At 55.5% G+C, this 21,787-nt stretch carries 16 protein-coding genes; 12 read left to right on the top strand and 4 right to left on the bottom strand.

The features are described 5' to 3' along the window. Positions 1-6: 6 nt before the first annotated feature. The 3 genes from AU11_RS01695 (at position 7) to AU11_RS01705 (ending at position 4,692) form a co-directional block, all read left to right on the top strand. The gene (locus tag AU11_RS01695; RefSeq protein WP_043317878.1) at positions 7-1,368 is read left to right on the top strand and encodes a class II 3-deoxy-7-phosphoheptulonate synthase; all 1,362 of its coding nucleotides are present in this window, start codon (positions 7-9) and stop codon (positions 1,366-1,368) included. A gap of 32 nt (positions 1,369-1,400) precedes the next feature. Further along, a complete protein-coding gene (locus AU11_RS01700; protein WP_043315963.1) occupies positions 1,401-2,081 on the top strand; it encodes a glutathione S-transferase family protein in 681 nt (226 codons plus the stop codon). A gap of 376 nt (positions 2,082-2,457) precedes the next feature. Then, the gene (locus tag AU11_RS01705; RefSeq protein WP_043315965.1) at positions 2,458-4,692 is read left to right on the top strand and encodes a M3 family metallopeptidase; all 2,235 of its coding nucleotides are present in this window, start codon (positions 2,458-2,460) and stop codon (positions 4,690-4,692) included. Positions 4,693-4,767: 75 nt separating this feature from the next. On the opposite strand, the gene AU11_RS01710 is transcribed toward AU11_RS01705, so the two are convergent. Further along, positions 4,768-5,250 carry an Lrp/AsnC family transcriptional regulator gene (locus AU11_RS01710; RefSeq protein WP_010130896.1) on the bottom strand — a complete coding sequence of 161 codons (483 nt, stop codon included), beginning with the start codon at positions 5,248-5,250 and terminating at the stop codon, positions 4,768-4,770. Positions 5,251-5,475: 225 nt separating this feature from the next. Between AU11_RS01710 and AU11_RS01715 the strand changes: the two genes are divergently transcribed. Further along, on the top strand, positions 5,476-9,000 hold the full coding sequence (locus AU11_RS01715; RefSeq protein WP_051686859.1) for an indolepyruvate ferredoxin oxidoreductase family protein: 3,525 nt from the start codon (positions 5,476-5,478) through the stop codon (positions 8,998-9,000). Between the two features lie 66 nt (positions 9,001-9,066). Here the strand turns inward: AU11_RS01715 and AU11_RS01720 are convergent, their stop codons facing one another. Both AU11_RS01720 and AU11_RS01725 read right to left on the bottom strand, forming a co-directional pair. Then, positions 9,067-9,762: a ChrR family anti-sigma-E factor gene (locus AU11_RS01720; protein ID WP_043315968.1), complete on the bottom strand. Its 696-nt coding sequence runs from the start codon at positions 9,760-9,762 to the stop codon at positions 9,067-9,069. A gap of 18 nt (positions 9,763-9,780) precedes the next feature. Further along, complete coding sequence (locus tag AU11_RS01725; protein ID WP_043315969.1) at positions 9,781-10,401, bottom strand: sigma-70 family RNA polymerase sigma factor; 621 nt, start codon at positions 10,399-10,401, stop codon at positions 9,781-9,783. Between the two features lie 201 nt (positions 10,402-10,602). On the opposite strand from AU11_RS01725, the gene AU11_RS01730 reads away from it, so the two are divergent. The 7 genes from AU11_RS01730 (at position 10,603) to AU11_RS01760 (ending at position 17,884) form a co-directional block, all read left to right on the top strand. After that, entirely contained in the window at positions 10,603-11,052 is a 450-nt protein-coding gene (locus tag AU11_RS01730) for a nuclear transport factor 2 family protein (RefSeq protein ID WP_043315971.1), read from the top strand. Further along, positions 11,045-11,833, top strand: coding sequence for an SDR family oxidoreductase (locus AU11_RS01735; RefSeq protein WP_051686860.1), 789 nt, complete (start codon positions 11,045-11,047; stop codon positions 11,831-11,833). The genes AU11_RS01730 and AU11_RS01735 overlap by 8 nt, the downstream gene beginning before the upstream one ends. Continuing rightward, positions 11,833-13,113, top strand: a complete 1,281-nt coding sequence (locus tag AU11_RS01740; protein WP_043315973.1) for an NAD(P)/FAD-dependent oxidoreductase — start codon at positions 11,833-11,835, stop codon at positions 13,111-13,113. Before AU11_RS01735 ends, AU11_RS01740 begins: the two co-directional genes overlap by 1 nt. Next, positions 13,113-13,850, top strand: a complete 738-nt coding sequence (locus AU11_RS01745) for a DUF1365 domain-containing protein (RefSeq protein ID WP_043315975.1) — start codon at positions 13,113-13,115, stop codon at positions 13,848-13,850. Before AU11_RS01740 ends, AU11_RS01745 begins: the two co-directional genes overlap by 1 nt. Positions 13,851-13,903: 53 nt before the next feature. Next, the gene (locus AU11_RS01750) at positions 13,904-15,220 is read left to right on the top strand and encodes a cyclopropane-fatty-acyl-phospholipid synthase family protein (protein ID WP_231491451.1); all 1,317 of its coding nucleotides are present in this window, start codon (positions 13,904-13,906) and stop codon (positions 15,218-15,220) included. A gap of 237 nt (positions 15,221-15,457) precedes the next feature. After that, positions 15,458-15,853: a hypothetical protein gene (locus AU11_RS01755; RefSeq protein WP_043315976.1), complete on the top strand. Its 396-nt coding sequence runs from the start codon at positions 15,458-15,460 to the stop codon at positions 15,851-15,853. Positions 15,854-16,033: 180 nt separating this feature from the next. Further along, complete coding sequence (locus AU11_RS01760) at positions 16,034-17,884, top strand: metallophosphoesterase family protein (protein ID WP_043315978.1); 1,851 nt, start codon at positions 16,034-16,036, stop codon at positions 17,882-17,884. A 95-nt stretch (positions 17,885-17,979) separates the two neighbouring features. Here the strand turns inward: AU11_RS01760 and putA are convergent, their stop codons facing one another. Further along, positions 17,980-21,126: a bifunctional proline dehydrogenase/L-glutamate gamma-semialdehyde dehydrogenase PutA gene (gene putA / locus AU11_RS01765; RefSeq protein ID WP_043315979.1), complete on the bottom strand. Its 3,147-nt coding sequence runs from the start codon at positions 21,124-21,126 to the stop codon at positions 17,980-17,982. 149 nt (positions 21,127-21,275) lie between these two features. On the opposite strand from putA, the gene AU11_RS01770 reads away from it, so the two are divergent. Beyond that, entirely contained in the window at positions 21,276-21,779 is a 504-nt protein-coding gene (locus AU11_RS01770) for an Lrp/AsnC ligand binding domain-containing protein (protein ID WP_043315982.1), read from the top strand. The last annotated feature ends 8 nt before the right edge of the window (positions 21,780-21,787 follow it).

Raw genomic sequence — 21,787 nt, forward strand, 5'->3', positions numbered from 1 at the left:
GAGTCACTGGTAAAACCCTGGGATCCCGCCAGTTGGCGCAAGCGTACTGCACATCAGCAGCCGAAGTATCAGTCTGAACGTGATGTGCAGGCGGTGGAGGCGCAGTTAGCCGGGTATCCGCCGCTGGTATTTGCGGAAGAGGCGCGGGAGCTTCGCCGTCAATTGGCCGATGTGGCTGAGGGCAAGGCATTTTTACTGCAGGGCGGCGATTGCGCTGAATCTTTCGCAGACTTCAATGCCAATCGCATTCGCGATACCTTCAAGGTGTTACTGCAAATGGCGGTGGTGTTGACCTTCGCCGGCAATCTACCCGTGGTCAAAGTGGCTCGTATGGCTGGCCAGTACGCGAAGCCGCGTTCCGCCGACACAGAAACTGTTGGTGGAATTGAGTTGCCCAGTTACCGGGGCGATATCATCAATGGTATCGACTTCACAGAGCAGGCGAGGGTACCGGATCCCCAGCGCATGTTGACTGCCTACAATCAGTCCGCTGCTACCCTCAATCTGCTGCGCGCTTTCGCCCAGGGTGGCCTTGCAGACCTGCATCAGGTGCATGCCTGGAACCTGAGTTACCTGGAAAACAATCCGCAGCGGGATCGCTATTTACAGCTGGCCGAGCGCCTTCAGGATGCTCTGGAATTCATGGCGGTGTGCGGCGTGAACTCCAATAATACCCCCGCAATTCGTGAAACCACCCTGTACACCTCTCACGAAGCGCTGCTACTCAATTACGAGCAGGCGTTGACCCGTACTGACAGCCTCACAGGCAAATGGTACGACTGTTCCGCGCACATGCTGTGGATCGGTGAGCGTACCCGTCAGCTGGATGCCGCGCATGTTGAGTTTCTCGCTGGCGTATGGAATCCGATTGGCGTCAAAGTAGGGCCGAATATGGCGACCGACGAATTGATTCGTCTGACCGATCGCCTGAACCCGAATAATGAACCCGGCAGGCTGACACTGATTACTCGAATGGGCGCCGACACGCTGGGCGAGAAATTACCGGCACTGGTGCGTGCCGTAGAAAAAGAGGGGCGCTCCGTTGTGTGGAGTACAGACCCCATGCACGGCAATACGGAAAAAGCCTCGAGTGGATTCAAGACTCGTAATTTCGACAATATCCTGAAAGAAATTCGCGATTTCTTTGCGGTGCATCGCGCCGAAGGGACGCATCCCGGCGGTATCCACCTGGAAATGACCGGTCAGCATGTCACCGAGTGCACCGGTGGCGCTTGGGAAATTTCGGATGCCGATCTGGCCAGCTGTTATCGCACCCAGTGCGACCCGCGCTTGAATGCCGATCAGGTGCTTGAGCTGGCGTTCTGTATCTCCGAGATGTTGCGGGATGGACGCAACGGAAAGCGCTGAGTTCGTCAGGACGTGAGTCAAAAGAAGAGGGAATGATGCAGCTATATATTGCCAATAAAAACTATTCCTCCTGGTCCCTGCGCCCCTGGCTGCTGGCGACCCAGCTGGGCATTCCCTTTGAAGAAATCCTGGTGCCTTTTGACGAGGGTGGGAGCTGGGATAAATTTCGCGTATTTTCCCCCACAGGCCAGGTGCCGTGCCTGGTAGATGGGGATATCACCGTATGGGATTCATTGGCGATTACGGAGTATCTGTTTGAAGCCAATTCCGCGGTGTGGCCGGCGGACAAGGCTGCCAGGTCCTGGGCCCGGTGTGCAGCCGCGGAAATGCATGCGGGATTCTTTGCCCTGCGCAACCAGTGCAGTATGAACTGCGGTGTGACCGTTTCCCTGCATCAGATAGATAATGCTCTGAAGAGGGATCTGACCCGCCTTGAAGAACTGTGGCGGCAGGGACTGGAACGCTTTGGCGGTCCATTTCTGGCTGGTGACCAGTTTACTGCGGTAGATGCATTCTTTGCCCCGGTGGTTTTTCGTCTGTTCGGCTATCAATTGACCCTGGGCGAGGGCGCCATGGCATATGCGGACCACATGCGCGAACTTCCGGCGATGCAGGCATGGTTGCGAGATGCCATTCGTGAACCCTGGCGTGAAGCCGACCATGAAGACGAGCTGCGGGCAGTCGGTAGCATCATTGAAGATCGCAGGCTCTAATCGAACGGGGGCATGCCGGCTCCCGTAAACCTTCCTTTATTGATCATTTTTTACCTCAGTCGTACCTGGCGGAACCGTTCGGGTTGATTCCCTGGGGCCGATCGGCAGTACCGAACCTCAGGCACGGTGTCGTTACACGGTAAAAAGAATGCACGTAATAAGTCGTTACCATATGATTTAACCTATGCCGTACAGTGAGACCTTCTGCCAAGTTAATCAATGGTGGGGGATTATTCTGTTGGGCGTTCGGTTCGCCGACGGGAATCGGTAGCATACCGTGCCATCGTAGATACATCGGTTGCTGCGGGGTACACTCGGTCACACTGAAATCTAATAACAAATTACATATCACAAGATAGATACGAGGATCGAGTCGATGCGCCAGACGTTAATCGCCATTTCCATTGCCGCCGCCCTGGCTGCGGTGGCTGGATGTAGTAAAGAGTCCGAGAACGCAGTTGCCGCGAAACCATCTGATCAGATGAGTGCGTCTGCCGAGGTGGTGGCGGATGTGGTCAGCAGTAACCCGTTACTGGCGGAGTGGACCGGTCCCTATGGTGGCGTGCCGGCCTTCGACAAGATGAGGGTTGAGGACCTGAAGCCGGCACTGGAATACGGAATGGCACAGAACCTCGCGGAAATTGAAAAGATTGCGAACAATCCCGAGCCACCAACTTTTGCCAATACCATCGAGGAGATGGAGCGTAGCGGCAAGGCTCTGAGTCGCGTGTTCACTTACTGGGGTATCTGGAGCGGAAATATGTCCACTCCGGAGTTCCGTGCCGTGCAGGCAGAAATGGCCCCCAAGCTTTCCGCCTTTAACTCCAAAATTATCCAGAATGACAAGCTATTCCAACGGGTAAAAGCCGTGTTCGACGCCCGGGATACCAGTGATCTCACTGCGGAACAGAAGCGTGTTGTGGAGCTGGTGTACGATGAGTTCGCAACCAATGGCGCGACTCTTTCCGGTGCAGACAAGCAGCGTTATGCCGAAATCAATACTCGTCTCGCAGAGTTGCACACCAGATTTGCCAACAATGTGCTGGCTGATGAAGAAGGCTACGATATTTTCCTGACCGAAGATCAGCTTGCGGGTCTGCCTGAGTCATTTGTCAAAGCGGCGGCCTCGATGGCGGAGGAGAAAGGCCAGAAGGGTAAGTATGCGATCAAGAATACCCGTTCTTCCATGGATCCGTTCCTGACATATTCTGAGGATCGCGCGCTGCGTGAAAAGGTCTGGACCAATTATTACAGCCGCGGAGATAACGGCGGTGAGCACGATAACAACGCGATCATCGCGGAAATTCTACAGCTGCGTGATGAGCGCGTGGCGCTGCTAGGGTTCGATAATTATGCGGAATGGCGTTTGCAGAATCGTATGGCCAAAAATCCGCAGAATGCCATCGATCTGATGGAGGCCGTGTGGCCGGCGGCGGTTGCGCGCGTACATGAAGAAGTCGCGGATATGCAGGCTGTTGCGGATGCGGAAAAGGCAGGTATCAAGATTGAGCCGTGGGACTACCGTTTTTATGCGGAGAAAGTGCGCAAGGCGAAGTACGACCTGAATTCGGACGAGGTCAAACAATACCTGCAACTGGATAAGCTGCGCGAAGGCATGTTCTACGTTGCCGGTGAACTGTTCAATTTTGCTTTCACTCCGGTGAAAGAGGGCGGCGTGCCGGTGTTCCATGAAGACGTGAAGGTCTGGGAGGTTACCGACAAGACTACCGGTGAGCATGTCGGGCTCTGGTACCTGGATCCATTTGCGCGCACTGGTAAGCGGTCTGGTGCCTGGGCGAGCATGTACCGGGATCACACCACTTTTGATGGAAAGGAAACGGTGTTGGCCTCCAACAATTCCAATTTCATCAAGGGCGCTCCGGGTGAGCCGGTACTGGTAGGCTGGGACGATGCGGAAACCTTTTTCCACGAGTTCGGCCACGCGTTGCACTTCCTGGCTTCCAATGTGAGCTATCCGACGCTGAACGGCGGTGTGCGAGATTACACTGAATTTCAGTCGCAGCTCCTTGAGCGCTGGTTAAGTACTGACCCCATCATCGACAATTATCTGGTGCACTATAAAACCGGTGAACCGATTCCTGCAGAACTCGTTGCCAAGATCAAGCAGGCTGCGAATTTCAACCAGGGTTTTGCTACCACTGAATACCTCGCATCCGCGCTGGTGGATATGAAGTTGCATACGACCGATCCGAAAGGTATTGATCCGGATTCATTCGAGCGGGAAACGCTGGAAAAGCTTGGCATGCCGTCGGAGCTGGTGATGCGTCACCGCACTCCGCACTTCGGACATATCTTTTCCGGTGAAGGTTATTCCGCTGGGTACTACGGTTATATGTGGGCTGACGTTCTCACTTCGGATGCATCCGAGGCTTTCGCTGAAGCTGAAGGCGGCTTTTATGATAAAGAAGTTGCCGGCAAGCTGGTGAAATATCTGTTTGCACCGCGCAACGCCATCGACCCCGCCGAAGCCTATCGCCTTTTCCGAGGCCGCGATGCCGGAATTGAGCCTCTGATGCGTGATCGTGGTTTCCCGGTTACAGGTGCCAAATCGGAAAACACGAGTAGTGGGACCGCCGCAGCTGGAAATTAATTCTGCGCTTGGTGGGAAATAAAAAGGCCGCGATGTACTGGCATCGCGGCCTTTTTGTTATCTCTTCGATGTCGATTATTTCTCGAGTAACTGGTCCAGGGGTAGTTCGGTGCGATAGCGCACTTGCTTCAGGGAGAAGCTGCTCTTGATATGGTCGATACCCGGTAGTTCCGTCAATTTCTTGTCCAGAAACTCCTGGTAAGCATGCAGGTTTGGCACTACTACGCGCAGCAGGTAATCGAAGTCGCCGGTCATCAGGTAGCACTCCATCACTTCCGGCCACTGTCCGATGGTCGACTCAAAATGCTGTAGCTCTTTTTTGACCTGATGATTCAGGGTTACCTGGATAAACACGCTTACCGGCAGGCCAACTTTATCCGGCTCCAGCAGCGTAACGGCTCGCTTGATAAACCCCTGTTCATGGAGGTTTTTTACCCGACGGGAGCAGGGCGAAGGGGAAAGGCACACTTTTTCTGCCAGCTCAATGTTGGGAATCGTGGCGTCTTCCTGAAGGATCTCCAGAATGTGCTTATCAATGGCATCCAATAAATAGGCCATAGTGGTACCTGACAGTCTCGGTTGGTCTCAAGGACCCAATTATTGCAGAAATTCAATTGTAAGTGGTGATTTATGGCTGCCTGAGCGCGCAAATGTGGTGATTTTGGTATGACCTGCCCGCATTGCCGGTGATAGTTTACGGCAAACAATAAACGGCGCGGTCTGTTCCACAACAACCGGCGTTGCGGTCTATGTAGCCGACAGTACTAGCGAAGGTACCCCACGATGGCGATGGTTGAAAGCGATCAGGAACTGGGCTTTGATAGCGAATACTCGCTCAAAGCGGCGTTTACCCGTGATAGCGGGCGGGTGTTTCTTACGGGAATCGATGCGCTCGTGCGTCTCCCCCTGATGCAGAAGCGCGTGGATGAACAGGCGGGGCTGAACACGGCGGGATTTATTTCCGGTTACCGCGGCTCGCCACTGGGCGGGTACGATCAATCCCTCTGGCGTCACAAACAACTGCTGGCAGACCGGGATATTCATTTCGAACCGGGTATCAACGAGGATCTTGGCGCTACTAATATCTGGGGCACTCAGCTTCTCGATCACTATCGCCAGCAAGCGACCCGTGATGGCGTCTTCTCGATCTGGTATGGCAAAGGTCACGGCGTCGATCGCAGCGCAGATGTATTCCGGCAGGCCAACATCCAGGGCACCTCCAGACACGGCGGGGTGCTGGCATTGTGTGGTGATGACCATACCGCTGAATCTTCCATGTTTTCCCACAATACCGATCAAATCTTTGAATCGGTCATGATGCCTTTGCTGTTTCCAACCACGATTGACGAGTACCTGACCCTAGGGCTTGCGGGTATCGCGCTGTCTCGTTTCTCCGGCCTTTGGGTTGGATTCAAGACAATCACGGAAACTGTGGAAGCGGGGGCTTCTATTCAGGTGCCGGAACTACCGCAATTTGTTGTGCCAGCGGATTTCCCGGTGCCCGCTCACGGTCTCAATTACGACCCACACCTAAACTGGCCTGCAGAGCGGATGGAGTACGAGCGGCGCATGCTCGAAGAGCGACTGCCCGCAGCGCGGGCATTTGCCTACACGAATGGCCTCGACAGGAACATCGTAAGCGCGCCGCAAAAGCGCTTTGGTATCGTGACGGTGGGCAAGGCCCACGGAGATCTACTGGAAGCGCTGAGGCTGCTCAATCTCACTGAGCAGGATCTTCTGGATGCGAACATATCCATTCGCAAGATTGCCATGAGCTGGCCGCTCGAACCCCGTGGCATGAGTGAATTCGCCGAGGGGATGGAGCGGATTCTGGTAGTCGAAGAAAAGCGCCCTCTGGTGGAAGACCAGGTCAAGAATTTCCTGTATAGCTGGGAGGACACCCGCCGCCCGAAAGTCGTCGGCAAGAAAGACCTGGACGGCAATGACCTGCTACCGGCGATCTGGGGCTTTGGCCCGGATCAAGTGGCCAGGGCGATTACCCGCTGGCTGGCGGATACCGCGCTCGCAGAAAAGCTGGTGCCGTTGGCGGAAAAACTCGGCACCACTGTTCCGGGGAAAACTACTGGGCTTCTGGCGCGTGAACCGATTTTCTGTGCGGGCTGCCCGCACAACTCTTCGACCAAGCTGCCCGAAGGTAGTATCGGCAGTGCCGGTATTGGGTGCCATATCATGGCACTGGGTAAAGGTCTGCGTACGGACACATACTCCCATATGGGTGGGGAAGGCGCGCACTGGGTGGGCCTGCATCGGTTCTCCACGGATAAGCACATTTTCCAGAACATGGGGGATGGTACCTACAACCATTCCGGGCTGCTTGCCATCCGCCAGGCGGTGGCGAGTCGTATCAATATTACCTACAAAATTCTGCTTAACGACGCGGTGGCCATGACCGGTGGGCAGCCGACCGATGCGGAAGTCACCGTGCCCACACTATCGCGACAGTTGATCGCAGAGGGGGTCGGGCGGGTGTGCCTGGTGAGTGAAAATCCCGATCATTGGCGTCATCACCGCGGGCAGCTGCCGGGTTCACTGGAAATATTTCATCGGGATGCCCTGGACGATGTACAGCGGCAGCTGCGGGATACTGTCGGGGTAACTGCGATTATTTACGAGCAGGTGTGTGCGGCGGAAAAACGCCGCCGGCGAAAAAAAGGTCAGATGGAAGACCCATCCCGCCGTTTGCTGATCAACCACCGCGTGTGTGAAGGCTGCGGAGATTGCAGCGTACAGTCCAGTTGTATTGCCGTTGAGCCGCTGGAAACGCCATTTGGCCGCAAGCGCCAGGTCAACCAGTCGAGCTGTAACAAAGACATGCGCTGTGCTGACGGATTCTGCCCAAGCTTTGTCAGTGTGGAAGGTGGTGAGCTGAAAAAGCCCGAAGTCCGCACACTCGCAGAAGCCATCGATGCGGCCAGCCAGTCTCTGACACCGGCACCGGAACCAAGCCTGAATCAACCCGTCAACATCCTGGTGGCGGGTATCGGTGGCAGCGGTGTTCTCACTGTCGCCGCATTATTGGGTATGGCGGCACACCTCGAAGACAAGGGTAGTACAACCTTGTATTTCACCGGGCTATCCCAGAAAAATGGCGCTGTGGTGGCCCATGTGAAAGTCGCGGAAGCCCCGGAAGATATTACTACCGCACGTATTCGTGATGGCGCCGCAGATTTATTACTTGGCTGTGACATGGTAACCGCAGCCGGTCAGCGCAGTAAGTTCGCGCACGGCAAGGTCAGAGCGCTGGTGAATACCGCAGAAGTTCCGGTAGCCGCTTTTGTGCGCAACAACGACCTGGCGTTCCCTGCTGATGCCACGGTGGAAAGTATCCGCTCGGTCGCAGGTGAATATTTCGCGTTCGACGCCAATCGCTACGCGGAGTCCCTGTTCGGAGATACGGTGGCAGCAAATCTGATGATGTTGGGTTACGCCTGCCAGAAAGGGTTGCTACCGGTGAGTCGCGGTGCGCTCGAACGAGCGGTGACTCTCAACGGAGTGGCAGTGGAAAATAACCTGCGCGCATTCCGTGCAGGTCGACTATTGGCGGAAACTCCCCAAGCGATCGAGCAGATCCTGGCACCTGCGCAGGTTGTGAAAATGATAGATCCCCCAGAGACAGTCGATCAGCTGATCGCACGCCTCACCGAGGAGCTGCGGGACTATCAGAATACCGCGTACGCGCGCGTGTTCGAGCGCACTGTAGAAAGGTTAAGGCGTGCAGAATCCCGCATCGCCGATACCCGGTTTGCGGTAACCCGTGCTGGTGCACTGAGTCTGTTTAAGGCGATGGCCTACAAAGATGAATATGAAGTGGCGCGCCTTTACTGCAGTGATAGTTTTCGAGAACAGTTGCAGGAAACGTTCAGCGGTGATTACACGCTTAAATTTCTGATGGCACCACCACTTCTGGCGCGACCGGACGCGAGTGGGAAAATCCGTAAAATTTCGCTGGGTCCCTGGATGACCCGTGTGTTGCCTTGGCTAGCGAAAGGTCGGGTACTTCGTGGTACGCCGCTTGATATATTTGGCTACACTGCGGAGCGCCGCGGCGAGCGCCGCTGGGCGCGAGAGGTTCGCGAGACGGTATTGCAGGTCGCAGATGCGATGTCTGTTGCGAATCTCGCGCAGGCGGAAGAACTGCTTTCGTTACCCCAGAGGGTGCGCGGCTACGGACATGTGCGCGCGCAGAAACTGGATGAGATTCAGGTGCGCTGGCGTGAGCTGCGATCCCGGTTCAGTAACTCAAGTACGGGTGCTGTGGTTGGTAGCATGCTGGGAGATCAGCGTTAAATCGGGATACTGAGAATGGATGGTAGGAAAGCCCGGGAAGCCGGGCTTTTTCAGTTGGAGAGAGTATCACTGGGGTTTAATGGATAAAAACGGGTTGATAATTTTCCCCCAAATGCCTGTCAGCGCCACTGGTGCCTCGACCACCGAGAGGCACAGACACTCCTGATCCTGTGTGGCGGTAGGGCGGTGGACTTCACCCGGCTCTCGTACCAGGAAGTCGCCGGGCGTGTAAACGCCATCGGCATCGGAGAAACTGCCATAAAGCACCATGGTGATTTCACGGCCACGGTGATCGTGCTCGGCCACCTTACTTCCGGGCGCAATTCGATGAAACGACACCTCACGTTCATTTTGCCCAGTTTTCAAGCGGGCTTCCTTTAGCCCCCTGGACAGTCGGCGCCATTGAAGTACGGGGTTCTCGGCCAGTAACTTTCGCACCACTGGTGGAACCGAAGCAAAGATCGGGTCGCGCAAGGGGAGGGCACTGCTGCCTGAACCCGCACACTGCTCTTCATCTTTATCCGGTTGTCGATCAATCCGTTGCATCAGTTTGCCGAATGCATCGGGCTCACTGCTTTCCAATGAAGCACTGGGTGTTGCCGTAGCAAGTAGGCTACCCCCCACGCTATTGAGTAATTTCAGCTGGGCCGCGCATTTCGGACACAGTTGGATGTGCGCCGCAACCACCAGGCTGTGTGCCCAGTTGAGGCTACCGCTGGCGTATTCCAGCAATAAATTGTTGTCGGGATGGTGGTGAATCATGCTCCCTACCTGACCTCGTTACCTGGAAATGCTACTTTGGAGTTTTTTAAGGGCAAGGCGAACTCTGGATTTCACAGTGCCCAAAGGTAGCCCCAGTTCTTCGGATATTTCACTGTGGGATTTGCCCTCTACATAGGCTTTTTCGATCACGTGACTCTGCTCTGGGGGCAGCCCCTGGAGCCCGGCGGCAATGGCGTGCTGGTTGCGCGCCTGCTGCAGGTACACCAGGGGTTGTTCGTCCTGGCTATCATCCCAGATGTCTTCTACGTTCAGGCTCTCATCGGTTGCAGGCTGGCGGTTGCTCTTGCGCAAGGCGTCAATACGACAGTTCCTCATAATGGTAAAAACCCAGGTGCTTGCCGCTGCCTTATCAGGCCGAAAAGTGGGGGCCTTGGTCCATACTCGGAACATGACTTCCTGAACCAGTTCATCTGCTGCCTCGGGCGCTGAGCTCTGGCCGCCTCGACTGAACTGAAAGCCGCGGATCAGGGGCGCGAAGTGGCTGAACAGGCGCTCAAATGCGCGCCGATCCCGGTCGCGCCCGACGCGCACCAGAAGGCCGCTCCATTCATCGTCTCTAGTGTGGTCTGGTACCTGCACGCTGCTGATTCCGCCCTTATTGGGATGTGTTGCGGCCATGATAGCTAAGCCGGCCTCCGTTTTCTGCCTGACGGTTACTTCATCACTCTTTGTACGCCTGCAGTCTCTAGCTGGATCACAGAATTTGAGTGGCGATTGATCATCTGGCGAGAGGGGAAGATCTGTTGCCCCGCGAATCCAAATCGATGACGCGGGCGTAGAGTAACCACGACATTCACTGGCAAAGGAAAGCGCGACACTATGTCTCAAGCCCTCACACGTCTTAAAGCCTTGTACGCGGATTTTTTGGCCGCAGATGCGCGCTCGATTGCGGATCTGTACGCGGCCGATATCGTATTTCGCGATCCGGTGCACGAGATTGTCGGTCTGGAGGCGATGCAGGCGTACTTTACTGGTGTTTCGACCAATCTCCGTGAGTGCCGGTTTGAGTTTGACCGTGTAGTCGAGGGTGGTACCTGGCACAGCCTCTGGTGGACCATGCATTACCGTCATCCAAAATTGAAAAATGGGGCTCCATTGCAGCTGCGAGGCGCTTCAATAATCTGCATAGATCCGGAAATCGACCGGGTAAGCTTCCATGAGGATGTCTACGACCTCGGTGCCATGATCTATGAGCAGGTGCCACTTCTGGGGGCTGTTATTCGACAAATCAAACAGCGTCTGGGAACGAGCGGAGGCGCCTGTGGCTGATTCCGTGCAATGGACCGACAAACTGAGTATCTGGATCACAGGTGCGGGTTCTGGCATCGGTGCTGCGTTAGCGCGACAGCTCATCGCCGAGGGGCACTTCGTTATCATCAGTGGGCGAACCCGTGCGCCTCTGCTGACCATTCAACAGTCGGCGCCCAAGCGGGTGAGGGTGCTTGACTGTGATGTGGGAGATGACCGCTCCATGGCCGCTTCCGGAGAATTGCTCGGGGAGGTAACCGATCAGCTGGATTTGGTAATCGCGTGTGCGGGCACCTGTGAATACGACGATGGTTTGACCCTGGATAGTGCCAGCTATCGCCGTGTATTTGACACCAATTTTTTCGGTGTGGTGAATACCCTCAGGGTCGCACTACCGTTATTGGCCAGCAGTCGTGCTCCGGTTTTTGTGGCTGTGGGGAGCCTGTCCTCGTTAGTTGGGTTTCCACGAGCCGAAGCCTACGGTGCTTCGAAAGCGGCGGTCGACTATTTCCTGCAGTCGGTACGCGCCGACACTTCGCTGGTCCCCCTGCGTACGGTTTTAGTGCGCCCGGGCTTTATTGATACGCCGCTGACGCGAGCGAACGATTTCGAAATGCCATTCCTGATGAATCCAGAGCAGGCTGCGCGGCGTATTCTTCGAGGTCTGGAAAAGAAAAAATCCATCATCGACTTTCCCAGGCGGTTAAGTTGGCCTTTGCGCCTATTGCGATGTTGCTCACCTGTCTGGTTCAGGCTAATCGCGCCTCGCTTAACAAGAATTCGTCATCTAAGGAGAGGCTGATGCGTATCGCAATCATCGGTAGTGGAATTTCTGGCCTGACATCTGCCTATCTCTTGCACGAAAAGCACGAGATTGAACTGTTCGAGGCGGATTCACGCCTCGGTGGCCACACAGCGACGGTTGACGTCACAGAAGGGGACCGAACCATTGCGGTAGACACGGGCTTTATCGTATTCAACGATTGGACTTACCCGAACTTCATCAAGCTTATGCAGCGGCTGGGTGTGGAAAGTCAGCCCACTGATATGGGATTCAGCGTCTCTGCGCCGGCCTCCGCTTGCGGTCGTCAGCGTGAAATTGAGTACGCAGGTAATAATCTCAACGCCATGTTTGCCCAGCGCAGAAATCTACTGGACGGTGGCCACTGGCGGATGTTGCGGGATATAGTCCGTTTCAATCGCGATGCAGTAGCGGATTGGAAAAATGGCGCCCTGGGCGAAACGACCACCTTGGGAAGTTATCTCCAGGTCAACGGTTACTCTTCCGAGTTTGCGTCGCGATATCTTGTGCCGATGGGGTCCGCAATCTGGTCAGCCAGCATGTCCCGAATGCTGGATTTTTCCGTCGATTTCTTCGTGCGCTTTTTCTACAACCATGGATTGTTTAACCTGTTTAATCGACCGCAGTGGCGGGTGATCAAAGGTGGGTCTCGCAGCTATATCACGCCCATGGTGCAGGGGTTTTCGGAGCGCATCCATCTCAGTAGCCCGGTGCAAAGGGTCATGCGCATGGGGCAGCATGTGGAAGTTGAGTGCCGGGCGCCCTCTGGTGAAACTCGTTCTGGGTGTTTCGACCAGGTGATATTCGCCTGTCACTCAGATCAGGCACTCAGCCTATTGGGCGATGCGGATGCGTTGGAGAGCGATATTCTGGGGCACATCCCCTATGAGCAAAACTCTGTGGTTCTACATACTGACCATACCCTGTTACCGAAGCGGAAGTCGGCGTGGGCCAGCTGGAACTATCGTTTGCAGGAAGAGGATTCAGTACTGCCTGCCTTGACGTACAACATGAATATTCTTCAGCGCCTGAGGACGGAAAAAACCTATTGTGTCACTTTGAACGCTGATGATCTGATTGCCCCGACAAAGGTGATCGGAAAATTTGAATATGCACATCCGCAATTTTCCGTACAGGGAAATAGCGCCCAATCCCGCTGGGCGGAGATCAATGGGGTGAATCGCACCTGGTTTTGCGGAGCCTACTGGGCCAACGGTTTTCACGAGGACGGTGTGGTGAGTGCTATACGTGTTGCAAGTGCGCTGGGAGTCGAATTCTGATGCGAAGTGGCATCTACTCCGGGTGGATTCAACATCGACGATTTTCGCCGAGAAGCCACAGCTTCCGTTATCGGGGATTTATGGTTTATGCCTTTCTCGATGAAATTCCCGAGATTCTCGCACAATCCTGGGCTTGGTCTGCATCCTCATGTTCGCCTGCGCGTTTCTGTCGTGAAGATTTTTATGGTGATCCGTCCGTCTCCCTCGACCAGGCAGTGCGGGATAGGGTGGAATCCGCATTGGGGAAACGGCCTGCGGGCCCTATCGCATTTCTCGCCAACTGGCGCTATTTTGGTTACAACATGAATCCCATCAGCATTTACTACTGTTTTGACTCCTCGGGAGAGCAGGTCGAAACACTGTTGGTGGATGTCCACAACACGCCGTGGCAAGAGCGTCATGGCTATGTTTTGCCTGTTAATCGCGGCCGAGTACAGCGTGCTATCTTCGATAAAGCGCTGCATGTATCTCCTTTTATGCCTTTTGAACAGACGTATCACTGGCGCAGTACCACGCCGGGGAACCGCCTGACGGTGAGTATCTGTCTTGAACAGGCGGGTGAACGTGTGTTTGATGCCTGTATGTCGTTGCAACGGGAGGAAATAAATTCCAAGGTTCTCGCGCGCAAGTTGATCCGTTACCCACTGTTTACCGTAAAAGTAATCGCTGCCATCTACTGGGAAGCGTTCAGACTCTTGCTCAAGCGGGTGCCCTTATATTCTCACCCACAGCGTTGAGGCCGCATTGTAATTTGGACCCGGCTCTTTATTCGGGAGAGGTTTTTCTTGTCATGAATTCTGTGCAGAAAGAAATGTTACACACCGCCAGTCCCTCAGTGCCTGCTGAGGGGAAGAATGTTCCGGGTGGAAACGTTGAGCTCCAGTGGATTGAGCGCTTGGCTAGAAAACTTGTGCTGGCCAAGCTGGCCAGGATTGACAAGGGAACCCTGTTCGTACACGAACAATTTGGCGAAAAGTATGTGGCGCAGTTTGGTCAGTCTCCTGGATTTTCTGAAATCGAGGCGCATATTCATGTGCGCCACCCGTCCACTTATACCCAGGTGCTTTTGAGCGGTACGATCGGGTCTGGCGAGGCGTATATGGAGTCCGCCTGGCATTCGCCTGACCTGGTTCAGGTAATTCGTCTGATGGTTGCGAACATCAAACTGCTGCAGGACCTGGATTCCCGCTGGAGTTTTCTGCACAAGCTAGTTATTAAAGCCCTGCATCGACTGAATGCCAATTCACTGCGAGGCTCTAAAAAAAATATTGCTGCCCATTACGATCTGGGTAACGAATTTTTTGGGCTGTTTCTCGACCCCACCATGCTTTACTCGAGCGCGGTTTTCCCGTCTGAGCGGGCGAGCCTTCTGGAAGCTTCTGAGTTTAAAATGGCCAGGATCTGCCGAAAGCTGCAGTTAAAGCCATCGGATCACCTACTGGAAATTGGTACTGGGTGGGGCGGTATGGCGGTGTACGCGGCCAAACACTTTGGTTGCAGAGTGACCACGACCACCATATCCCGAGAGCAATATGCTCATGCCAAGGAGTGGGTCGAACGCGAAGGTCTGTCAGACCGCATCACACTTTTACTGAAGGATTACAGGGAGCTGAATGGTCAGTACGACAAGATTGTTTCAATTGAGATGATTGAGGCGGTTGGCCATCAGTACTATGGAACATTCTTCAACCGGTGTAGCGCTTTGCTGAAGGATGATGGTCTGATGGTCATGCAGGCAATCACGATTCAGGATCAACGTTTCGAGTCGTACAAAAACAGTGTGGATTTCATTCAGCGCTATATCTTTCCAGGTGGTTGCCTGCCCTCCAACCAGGTAGTCGCGAATAATATCGCTGAGCACACAGATATGCAGATAGTGGGACTGGACGATATCACCTTCGATTATGCGAAAACACTTGCTTCATGGCGGGACAAATTTTTCCAGCATATCGATGAAATCCGGGCTCAGGGGTTCGATCAGCGCTTCATCAATATGTGGGAATTCTACCTTTGCTATTGCGAGGGCGGATTTCTGGAGCGTGCCATCAGTACGGCACAGTTCACTTTCGCCAAACCGCGCTGCCGAAAGCTTCCCGAACTGCACTGACCGCAGTAGCCGCCAAGTGCGCGGATTGTCACATATCGATCGGTTAGAGCCCTGCTCAGGGACCGTTCATATACCCGTCACCCCGATACTGCCTCTGTAGAAAGCCTGTCTATTCTGCCCGTGACCCGTCGGGCAGCTCTAAGCCCCGAGCTATTAATAGCAACTTGTCATGGCGCGCCCTTCCACGCTGGTCTAAACCTAAGAGGACACAGGCGACAAATGTGAAGAGGGGCGCCAATGAGTTTCCGATTTATGGTTGCTGCGGGCCTTAGCGCAGTTGCCCTGTTTGGCTGTGCCAGTCAGCAGGAACAGGTGTACGGAGCAGGCAATATCGTGATCGATACGCAAGGGGTCAATATGCGGCAATATCAGCTGGACCTCGCAGATTGTAAAACCATGTCAATGGCGGCAAGAAATGATGCCGGCCGCCGTGGGTTTACCCGCGCTGCTGGCGGCGCACTTCTTGGCGGCGCTTTGGGCGCGATTATTGGAGATACCAGTAGCGCAGCCGCCGGTGCTGCTGCCGCAGGTGCCCTGGTTGGCGGTGTCAGCGGGGTAGGTAGTGCGCATGCGGAGCAGAATGCGATTGCGCGCAATTGCTTGCGCGGACGTGGATATCGAGTACTGAACTAGATTCGGCAAACCACAGGATGTTGCGCCGGGCTTTTGCCCGGCTTTTTTATGTCGATTGGGTTGTGTCACTCGGCCCGGCCCTCATTTCCCTGTCATCAAACTGACATGAAAAATTCATATCCCTGACCCCACCTTCGGCAATATGTCGTTAGAATCTGCGCATTATTTTTAGGGGGTTCTATGCGTTTAATTTCTAACCTGATTATGGGGCTGATGCTGGTCTGCAGTGGTGCGGTGTTCGCTGCGGATGCGCCGGAAAGCGTACATGTAAAGCTTGAAGAGCGTGTGTCGGTCATTATTGACCGGATGTCTGATGAGTTGACACCGGCGGAGCGTATTGCGCTTACGCCGGAATCCGTTGTCGAGTTTCTCTCGGCGGATGAGCGCCAGTATCTGGGTACCGCTTTCTCGCATTTCCGGTTAGACCGCGATGCGGTTATTTATGTCGCATTTGATTCTTCCTACGGAGAGACACCGTTCTGGCTGGTGGATCAAGGGTTCACGCGTCGTGGGGCACTGGACTTCATCGTCGATGAGGAAGATCCCTATCATGTCTGGTCCAAGGCCGTCCCTGCGGGCGAGGTGCGCCTTGGCGTACCGAGCCTGTCTGGTGAGCTCAAACCCTATCTGGTGTTTGCGGCGCCGGCGAGCGGGCGGGAGGCGGTTGCGATCACGCCCCTCACACCCGGAGCGGACGTCCAGACTGCCCGGATTGGCGGCCTGCCTTTTATCGACGATAACGACTACTTCAATACCCTGCCGAAAGCGCTGGTGGGGTTACCAGTTCTGCGCAGCTTCGAGAGTTGGGAGCTGGTGTCGCGCTTCGTGGGGTATTTTCGGGAAACCCGCTACCCGTCGTCTGCCCGCCCGGACCACCTCCAGTTGACCTGGCAGGGGGACCCCGCAACCACCGCGACCGTTCAGTGGCGCACGGATGACAGCGTGGAGCAGGGGCTTCTTTGGGTGGCACCGAAAGCAGATTTCTTTTCTCGCGGTGTAAAAAGTGCGACGCGGAAGAAATCCCAATCCTCTGTATTGCGTACTCGCCAGGTGGTCAATGACCCGGCGGTGCGTTTGCACCGGGTGGCGTTACAGGGTCTGAAGCCTGCGACCGATTATCTCTATGCGGTAAGTACCGATAACGGGAAGCGCTGGACCGAGCCTCGCGAGTTTCGGACTGCTGCCGCCACACCGAGTGAGCCCTTTTCTTTTGTCTACCTGGGTGACCCGCAGAATGGCCTGGACCGCTGGGGGCAGTTGATCCGTCAGGCGGACTTTGACTTCCCTCATGCACGCTTCTACATGATTGCTGGTGATTTGATCGACCACGGACAGGAGCAGGATAACTGGGACCAGTTCTTTCACGAAGGTAGCTCCGTGTTTGACCGCTCTATGGTGGTGCCGGCATTGGGCAACCATGACAGTCACGGCGGGCACCCCACGTTGTACCTGAAGCAGTTTGCGTTGCCAGACAATGGTAGCAGCAAGCTGGACCCTGGCCGCACGTATCATGTGACCTATCAGGACCTTCTGGTTGTGGTTATGGATTCCAACTACCACCTGGTGGAGCCTGAGTTACAGGTAGACTGGCTGGATCGTGTGCTGGGGGAGAGCGATGCCCGCTGGAAGGTTGTGATTTATCACCATCCGTTTTACGCGTCCCGTGAAGGTCGTGATAACAAATCTATTCGCGACACCTGGGGCCCTATTTTTGACAAGCACAACGTCGATATCGCGTTCCAGGGACACGACCATGCATATATGCGTACCGTGCCTATGCGGGGTAATGAGCCGGTGGCTCAGGGCGAGCAGGGCACCATATATCTGGTTGCGGTTTCCGGTACCAAAATGTACGAGCAGGAATTGCCAGAGTTTGCAGCCTTCGGTGCGGTGAATACCCGGACTTACCAGGTTATCGATGTTGATCCGTTAAGTGGCTCACTCAAGTATCGTGCGATTGATGGCGAGGGTACCGTAATCGACCAATTCTCTCTGCGGAAGCCCGCGGGCGCCGCGCAGGTGAAGCGCTAAAGGCACTTGGCAGCCGCGGCCATTTACGGGCCGCGTACAAGACACAAAAAAGCCCGGAGATTCCGGGCTTTTTTGTGTCTATGTATTTGTGCTGTTTACTGCCCCAGAGTGAATAGCTGGGTATTCCCCCCGGTTGCGACCGTGTTGACGGTCTTGGTTTTTTCGTTGGCAAAACGGAACAGGTAATGCGGGCCGCCTGCCTTGGGGCCGGTGCCGGACAGGCCCATTCCACCAAAGGGGTTCACCCCGACTACCGCGCCCACCATGTCCCGGTTAACGTAGCAGTTGCCGGCATCAATACGCTTGAAGATCGCGCCGGCGCGTCCTTCGATGCGGGAGTGCAGGCCGAAGGTCAGGCCGTATCCGGTGGCATTGATCCGGTGGATTACGTCTTCCAGCTCTTCGGCCTTGAACCGCACCACGTGCAGGAAGGGGCCAAACACCTCGCGCTTGAGCAGATTGAAGTTTTCAATCTCTACTACCTGTGGGCCAAAGAATGTGCCAGTGGACGGTTGTTTGGCCGGGTCAAAGGCAAATAGCGGCTTGGCCTCTTTCTCCATGCGCTCGCGGTGTTTTTCCAGAAGCCCCAATGCCTTTTCGTCGATCACCGGGCCGATATCTGTTTCCAGTTTGGAAGGATCGCCCAGACTCAATTCTTCACAGGCACCCTTGAGCATATTCAGCAGGTTGTCTGCAATTACGTCCTGGACACACAGAATCCGCAACGCGGAGCAGCGCTGGCCCGCGCTGAGAAAGGCGGATTGAATCACATCGTCAACCACCTGCTCGGGAAGGGCGGTGGAGTCGACGATCATGACATTCTGGCCGCCGGTTTCCGCGATCAGCGGTACGATCGGACCTTCTTTCGCCGCAAGCTGCATGTTGATGTGCTTGGCGGTCTCGGTGGATCCGGTAAAGGCGACGCCGGCGACCTGAGGGTTGTCCAGGAGTGGTTTACCCACCGCGGCCCCGGTGCCGGTGATCAAATGCAACACTTTCGCGGGCACTCCGGCTTCGTGCATCAGCTGCACTGCGCGCGCGGCAATCAGGGGAGTCTGCTCTGCCGGTTTTGCCAGCACGCTATTGCCGGCGGCGAGGGCGGCCACGACCTGGCCGGTGAAAATGGCCAGCGGGAAATTCCACGGGCTGATACAGACAAAGACACCGCGGCCACACAGACTCAATTCGTTACTTTCCCCGGTGGGTCCGGGCAGCACGGTGGGAGTGCTGAAATGCTGTCGAGCGCCGTTGGCGTAGTAGCGACAGAAATCCACGGCTTCGCGAACCTCTGAAATACCGTCGTTCAGTGTGCGGCCTGCTTCGCGGCAGATCATCGCCACCAGTTCGTCCATATGTTGCTCGTACAAATCGGCAACCTTGTCGAGGATCTTCGCGCGGGCGTTGCCGCCCAGGCGATTCCACGCGCGCTGATTCTCAGAGGCGGATACAAACGCCTGCTCAATCTGAGCCTCACCGGCATTGGCGGTGTGCCCCACCACCTCGCCAGTGGCCGGATTGACAACCGGCAGATCGGCCGCTGCAGCGACGCCGTCCACGATCGGGCCGCCACTCCAGGATTTATTCCGACTTGCTTCTACGGCCTGCAGTAGGGGTTCAACCGCCTGCGGGTCGGTGAGTTCAATACCTGCGGAGTTCTTGCGTGGTAGCGCTTCGTGACCGAGGTAAATATCCGCGGGGACAGGGATTTCGGGGTGCCGGTAAGGGTTGCAGGCTTCGCTCTGTTTCAGGGTGTCCTGCACCAGCTCCGCCACAGGTGTTTTCTCATCCATAAAGCGATTAACGAAAGAGCTGTTTGCTCCGTTTTCCAGCAGGCGGCGGACCAGGTAGGGCAGCAGGTCCTTGTGTGCTCCTACCGGTGCATACACTCTTACCGGTACACGTTTGCCGTGAACCGCTTCGATCTGCTCATAGAGCAGGTGACCCATACCGTGCAGGCGTTGGAATTCGTAGTCATTGCCGTCGCCCGCGAGCTCCAGAATCAGACCTACTGTGTAGGCATTGTGGGTGGCGAATTGCGGGTAAATGGCATCGCGGCCATCCAGTAGCTTCTTCGCACAGACCTGATAGGACAGATCCGTATGACACTTGCGCGTATACACAGGGTAGTCCGCCAGGCCCATTTGCTGGGCGTGTTTGATCTCGGTATCCCAGTAGGCGCCTTTTACCAGTCGCACCATCAGTTTGCGGCCAGTATCGCGGCCGAGCGCGATCAGCCAATCTGCCACGTATGGCGCGCGTTTTTGGTAGGCCTGCAGAACAAAGCCCAGGCCCTGCCAGCTGGCGAGCTCCGGGTCGCGCGCGAGGGCTTCGAAGATATCCAGGGATATATCCAGGCGCTCGGCTTCCTCAGCATCGATATTGAGGCCCATATCGAATTTGGCTGCCGCGGCACACAGTGATTTCACTTTCGGCAGCAGCTCAGTCATTACGCGTTCACGTTGCAGCTCGCTATAGCGGGGGTGCAGGGCAGAGAGCTTGATGGAGATACCATTGGCTTCCACGACGTCGCGTTTGCTGTTGTCGGCACCGATGGCTTCAATGGCCATCATGTAGGCATCGTAATAGCGCTGGGCATCGGCCATGGTGCGCGCGCCTTCTCCCAGCATATCGAAGGAGAAGCGGGTGCCCGGAGCGTTTTCCGCGGGACCGCGTTTCAGCGCCTCCTTGATGGTTCGCCCCAGTACATACTGCCCACCCATGATCTTCATCGCCTGCATCATGGAAGTGCGCACCATGGGCTCACCCATACGGCTGACCAGTCGCTTCATCCAGGTGGATGGCTTTTCGGTAATGTCCGGGTCAAGCTCGACAATATTACCGGTGAGCATCAAGCCCCAGGTGGATGCGTTGACGAACAGGGAGTCGGATTGTCCGCGATGGCTGGACCAGTTGCCGGAGTGAACTTTCTCAGCGATCAGTTTGTCTGCTGTATCAGCATCCGGTACACGCAACAGGGATTCCGCCAGGCACATCAGGGCCACGCCTTCCTTATTTGACAGGCCGAACTGCTGCAGAAAGGCATCCAGGGTGCCGCGCTTGCTGCGCTGTTCACGGGATTTGACCACTAACTGGCTGGCAGTCGAAAGGATCTTCTCCCGCAGTGCCTCGCCCGGGCGCGGGGCCGCCAACAGCTCACTGACGCACTGATTCTCGTCGGCATGCAGATACTTGCGGGCGTTGTGACGCGCGCTTTTCAGTTCTCCGGCGAAGTGTGTAGGCATAGGTATTTCCTTAGAGCCCTCTGGGTGGAATAAGTACAGGATAAAAACCCGGATTATGTGGGATAAATCCCAGAATTAATCTCCATTTTGGAAAAGAGTGTGGTTAAATATAGGGGTTATCCGGTTAATCACCAGTAGGGTATTTTGCTATGTCTCGGAAATTGGAAGATCTGGACCGTATCGACCGCCAGATTCTGCGGATTCTTCAGCGTGCGGGCCGCCTTCCCAATGTGGAACTGGCGCGTCGCGTCAATCTGAGTCCTACGCCATGCCTTGAGCGGGTCAAGCGTCTGGAGCGTGAAGGCTTTATTAAAGAGTATGTCGCGCTGCTGGACCCGCTGAAAGTGCACGCGGGTCTCGTGGTCTATATCCAGGTATCCCTTACGGATACTGCGACCGAAGCGCTGGAAGCGTTTAACAAGCATTTGTCCAGCCTTGAAGAGGTTCAGGAGTGCCACATGGTGGCCGGCGGTTTTGACTACCTGGTAAAAATTCGTATTAAGGATATGCTCGGTTATCGACAATTCCTCGGCGAAAAACTCGCGTCAGTCCCCGGGGTGCGGGAAACCCACACATACGTGGTGATTGAAGAGGTCAAGACCGATACGTCAGTCGCCATTCCGGAGCAGGACCTGAAAAACGGCAAGCGCTGAGCGATCTG

The organism is Microbulbifer sp. HZ11 (assembly GCF_000708675.1).
Taxonomy (GTDB): Bacteria; Pseudomonadota; Gammaproteobacteria; order Pseudomonadales; family Cellvibrionaceae; genus Microbulbifer.

What these genes read in the sequence shown, in the direction of transcription:
- AU11_RS01700 (WP_043315963.1), top strand. Translation starts at nt 1,401, where the DNA reads ATGATGCAGCTATATATTGCCAATAAAAACTATTCCTCCTGGTCCCTG.
- AU11_RS01705 (WP_043315965.1), top strand. Translation starts at nt 2,458, where the DNA reads ATGCGCCAGACGTTAATCGCCATTTCCATTGCCGCCGCCCTGGCTGCG.
- AU11_RS01710 (WP_010130896.1), bottom strand. Translation starts at nt 5,250, where the DNA reads ATGGCCTATTTATTGGATGCCATTGATAAGCACATTCTGGAGATCCTT.
- AU11_RS01715 (WP_051686859.1), top strand. Translation starts at nt 5,476, where the DNA reads ATGGCGATGGTTGAAAGCGATCAGGAACTGGGCTTTGATAGCGAATAC.
- AU11_RS01720 (WP_043315968.1), bottom strand. Translation starts at nt 9,762, where the DNA reads ATGATTCACCACCATCCCGACAACAATTTATTGCTGGAATACGCCAGC.
- AU11_RS01725 (WP_043315969.1), bottom strand. Translation starts at nt 10,401, where the DNA reads ATGGCCGCAACACATCCCAATAAGGGCGGAATCAGCAGCGTGCAGGTA.
- AU11_RS01730 (WP_043315971.1), top strand. Translation starts at nt 10,603, where the DNA reads ATGTCTCAAGCCCTCACACGTCTTAAAGCCTTGTACGCGGATTTTTTG.
- AU11_RS01740 (WP_043315973.1), top strand. Translation starts at nt 11,833, where the DNA reads ATGCGTATCGCAATCATCGGTAGTGGAATTTCTGGCCTGACATCTGCC.
- AU11_RS01745 (WP_043315975.1), top strand. Translation starts at nt 13,113, where the DNA reads ATGCGAAGTGGCATCTACTCCGGGTGGATTCAACATCGACGATTTTCG.
- AU11_RS01750 (WP_231491451.1), top strand. Translation starts at nt 13,904, where the DNA reads ATGAATTCTGTGCAGAAAGAAATGTTACACACCGCCAGTCCCTCAGTG.
- AU11_RS01755 (WP_043315976.1), top strand. Translation starts at nt 15,458, where the DNA reads ATGAGTTTCCGATTTATGGTTGCTGCGGGCCTTAGCGCAGTTGCCCTG.
- AU11_RS01760 (WP_043315978.1), top strand. Translation starts at nt 16,034, where the DNA reads ATGCGTTTAATTTCTAACCTGATTATGGGGCTGATGCTGGTCTGCAGT.
- putA (WP_043315979.1), bottom strand. Translation starts at nt 21,126, where the DNA reads ATGCCTACACACTTCGCCGGAGAACTGAAAAGCGCGCGTCACAACGCC.
- AU11_RS01770 (WP_043315982.1), top strand. Translation starts at nt 21,276, where the DNA reads ATGTCTCGGAAATTGGAAGATCTGGACCGTATCGACCGCCAGATTCTG.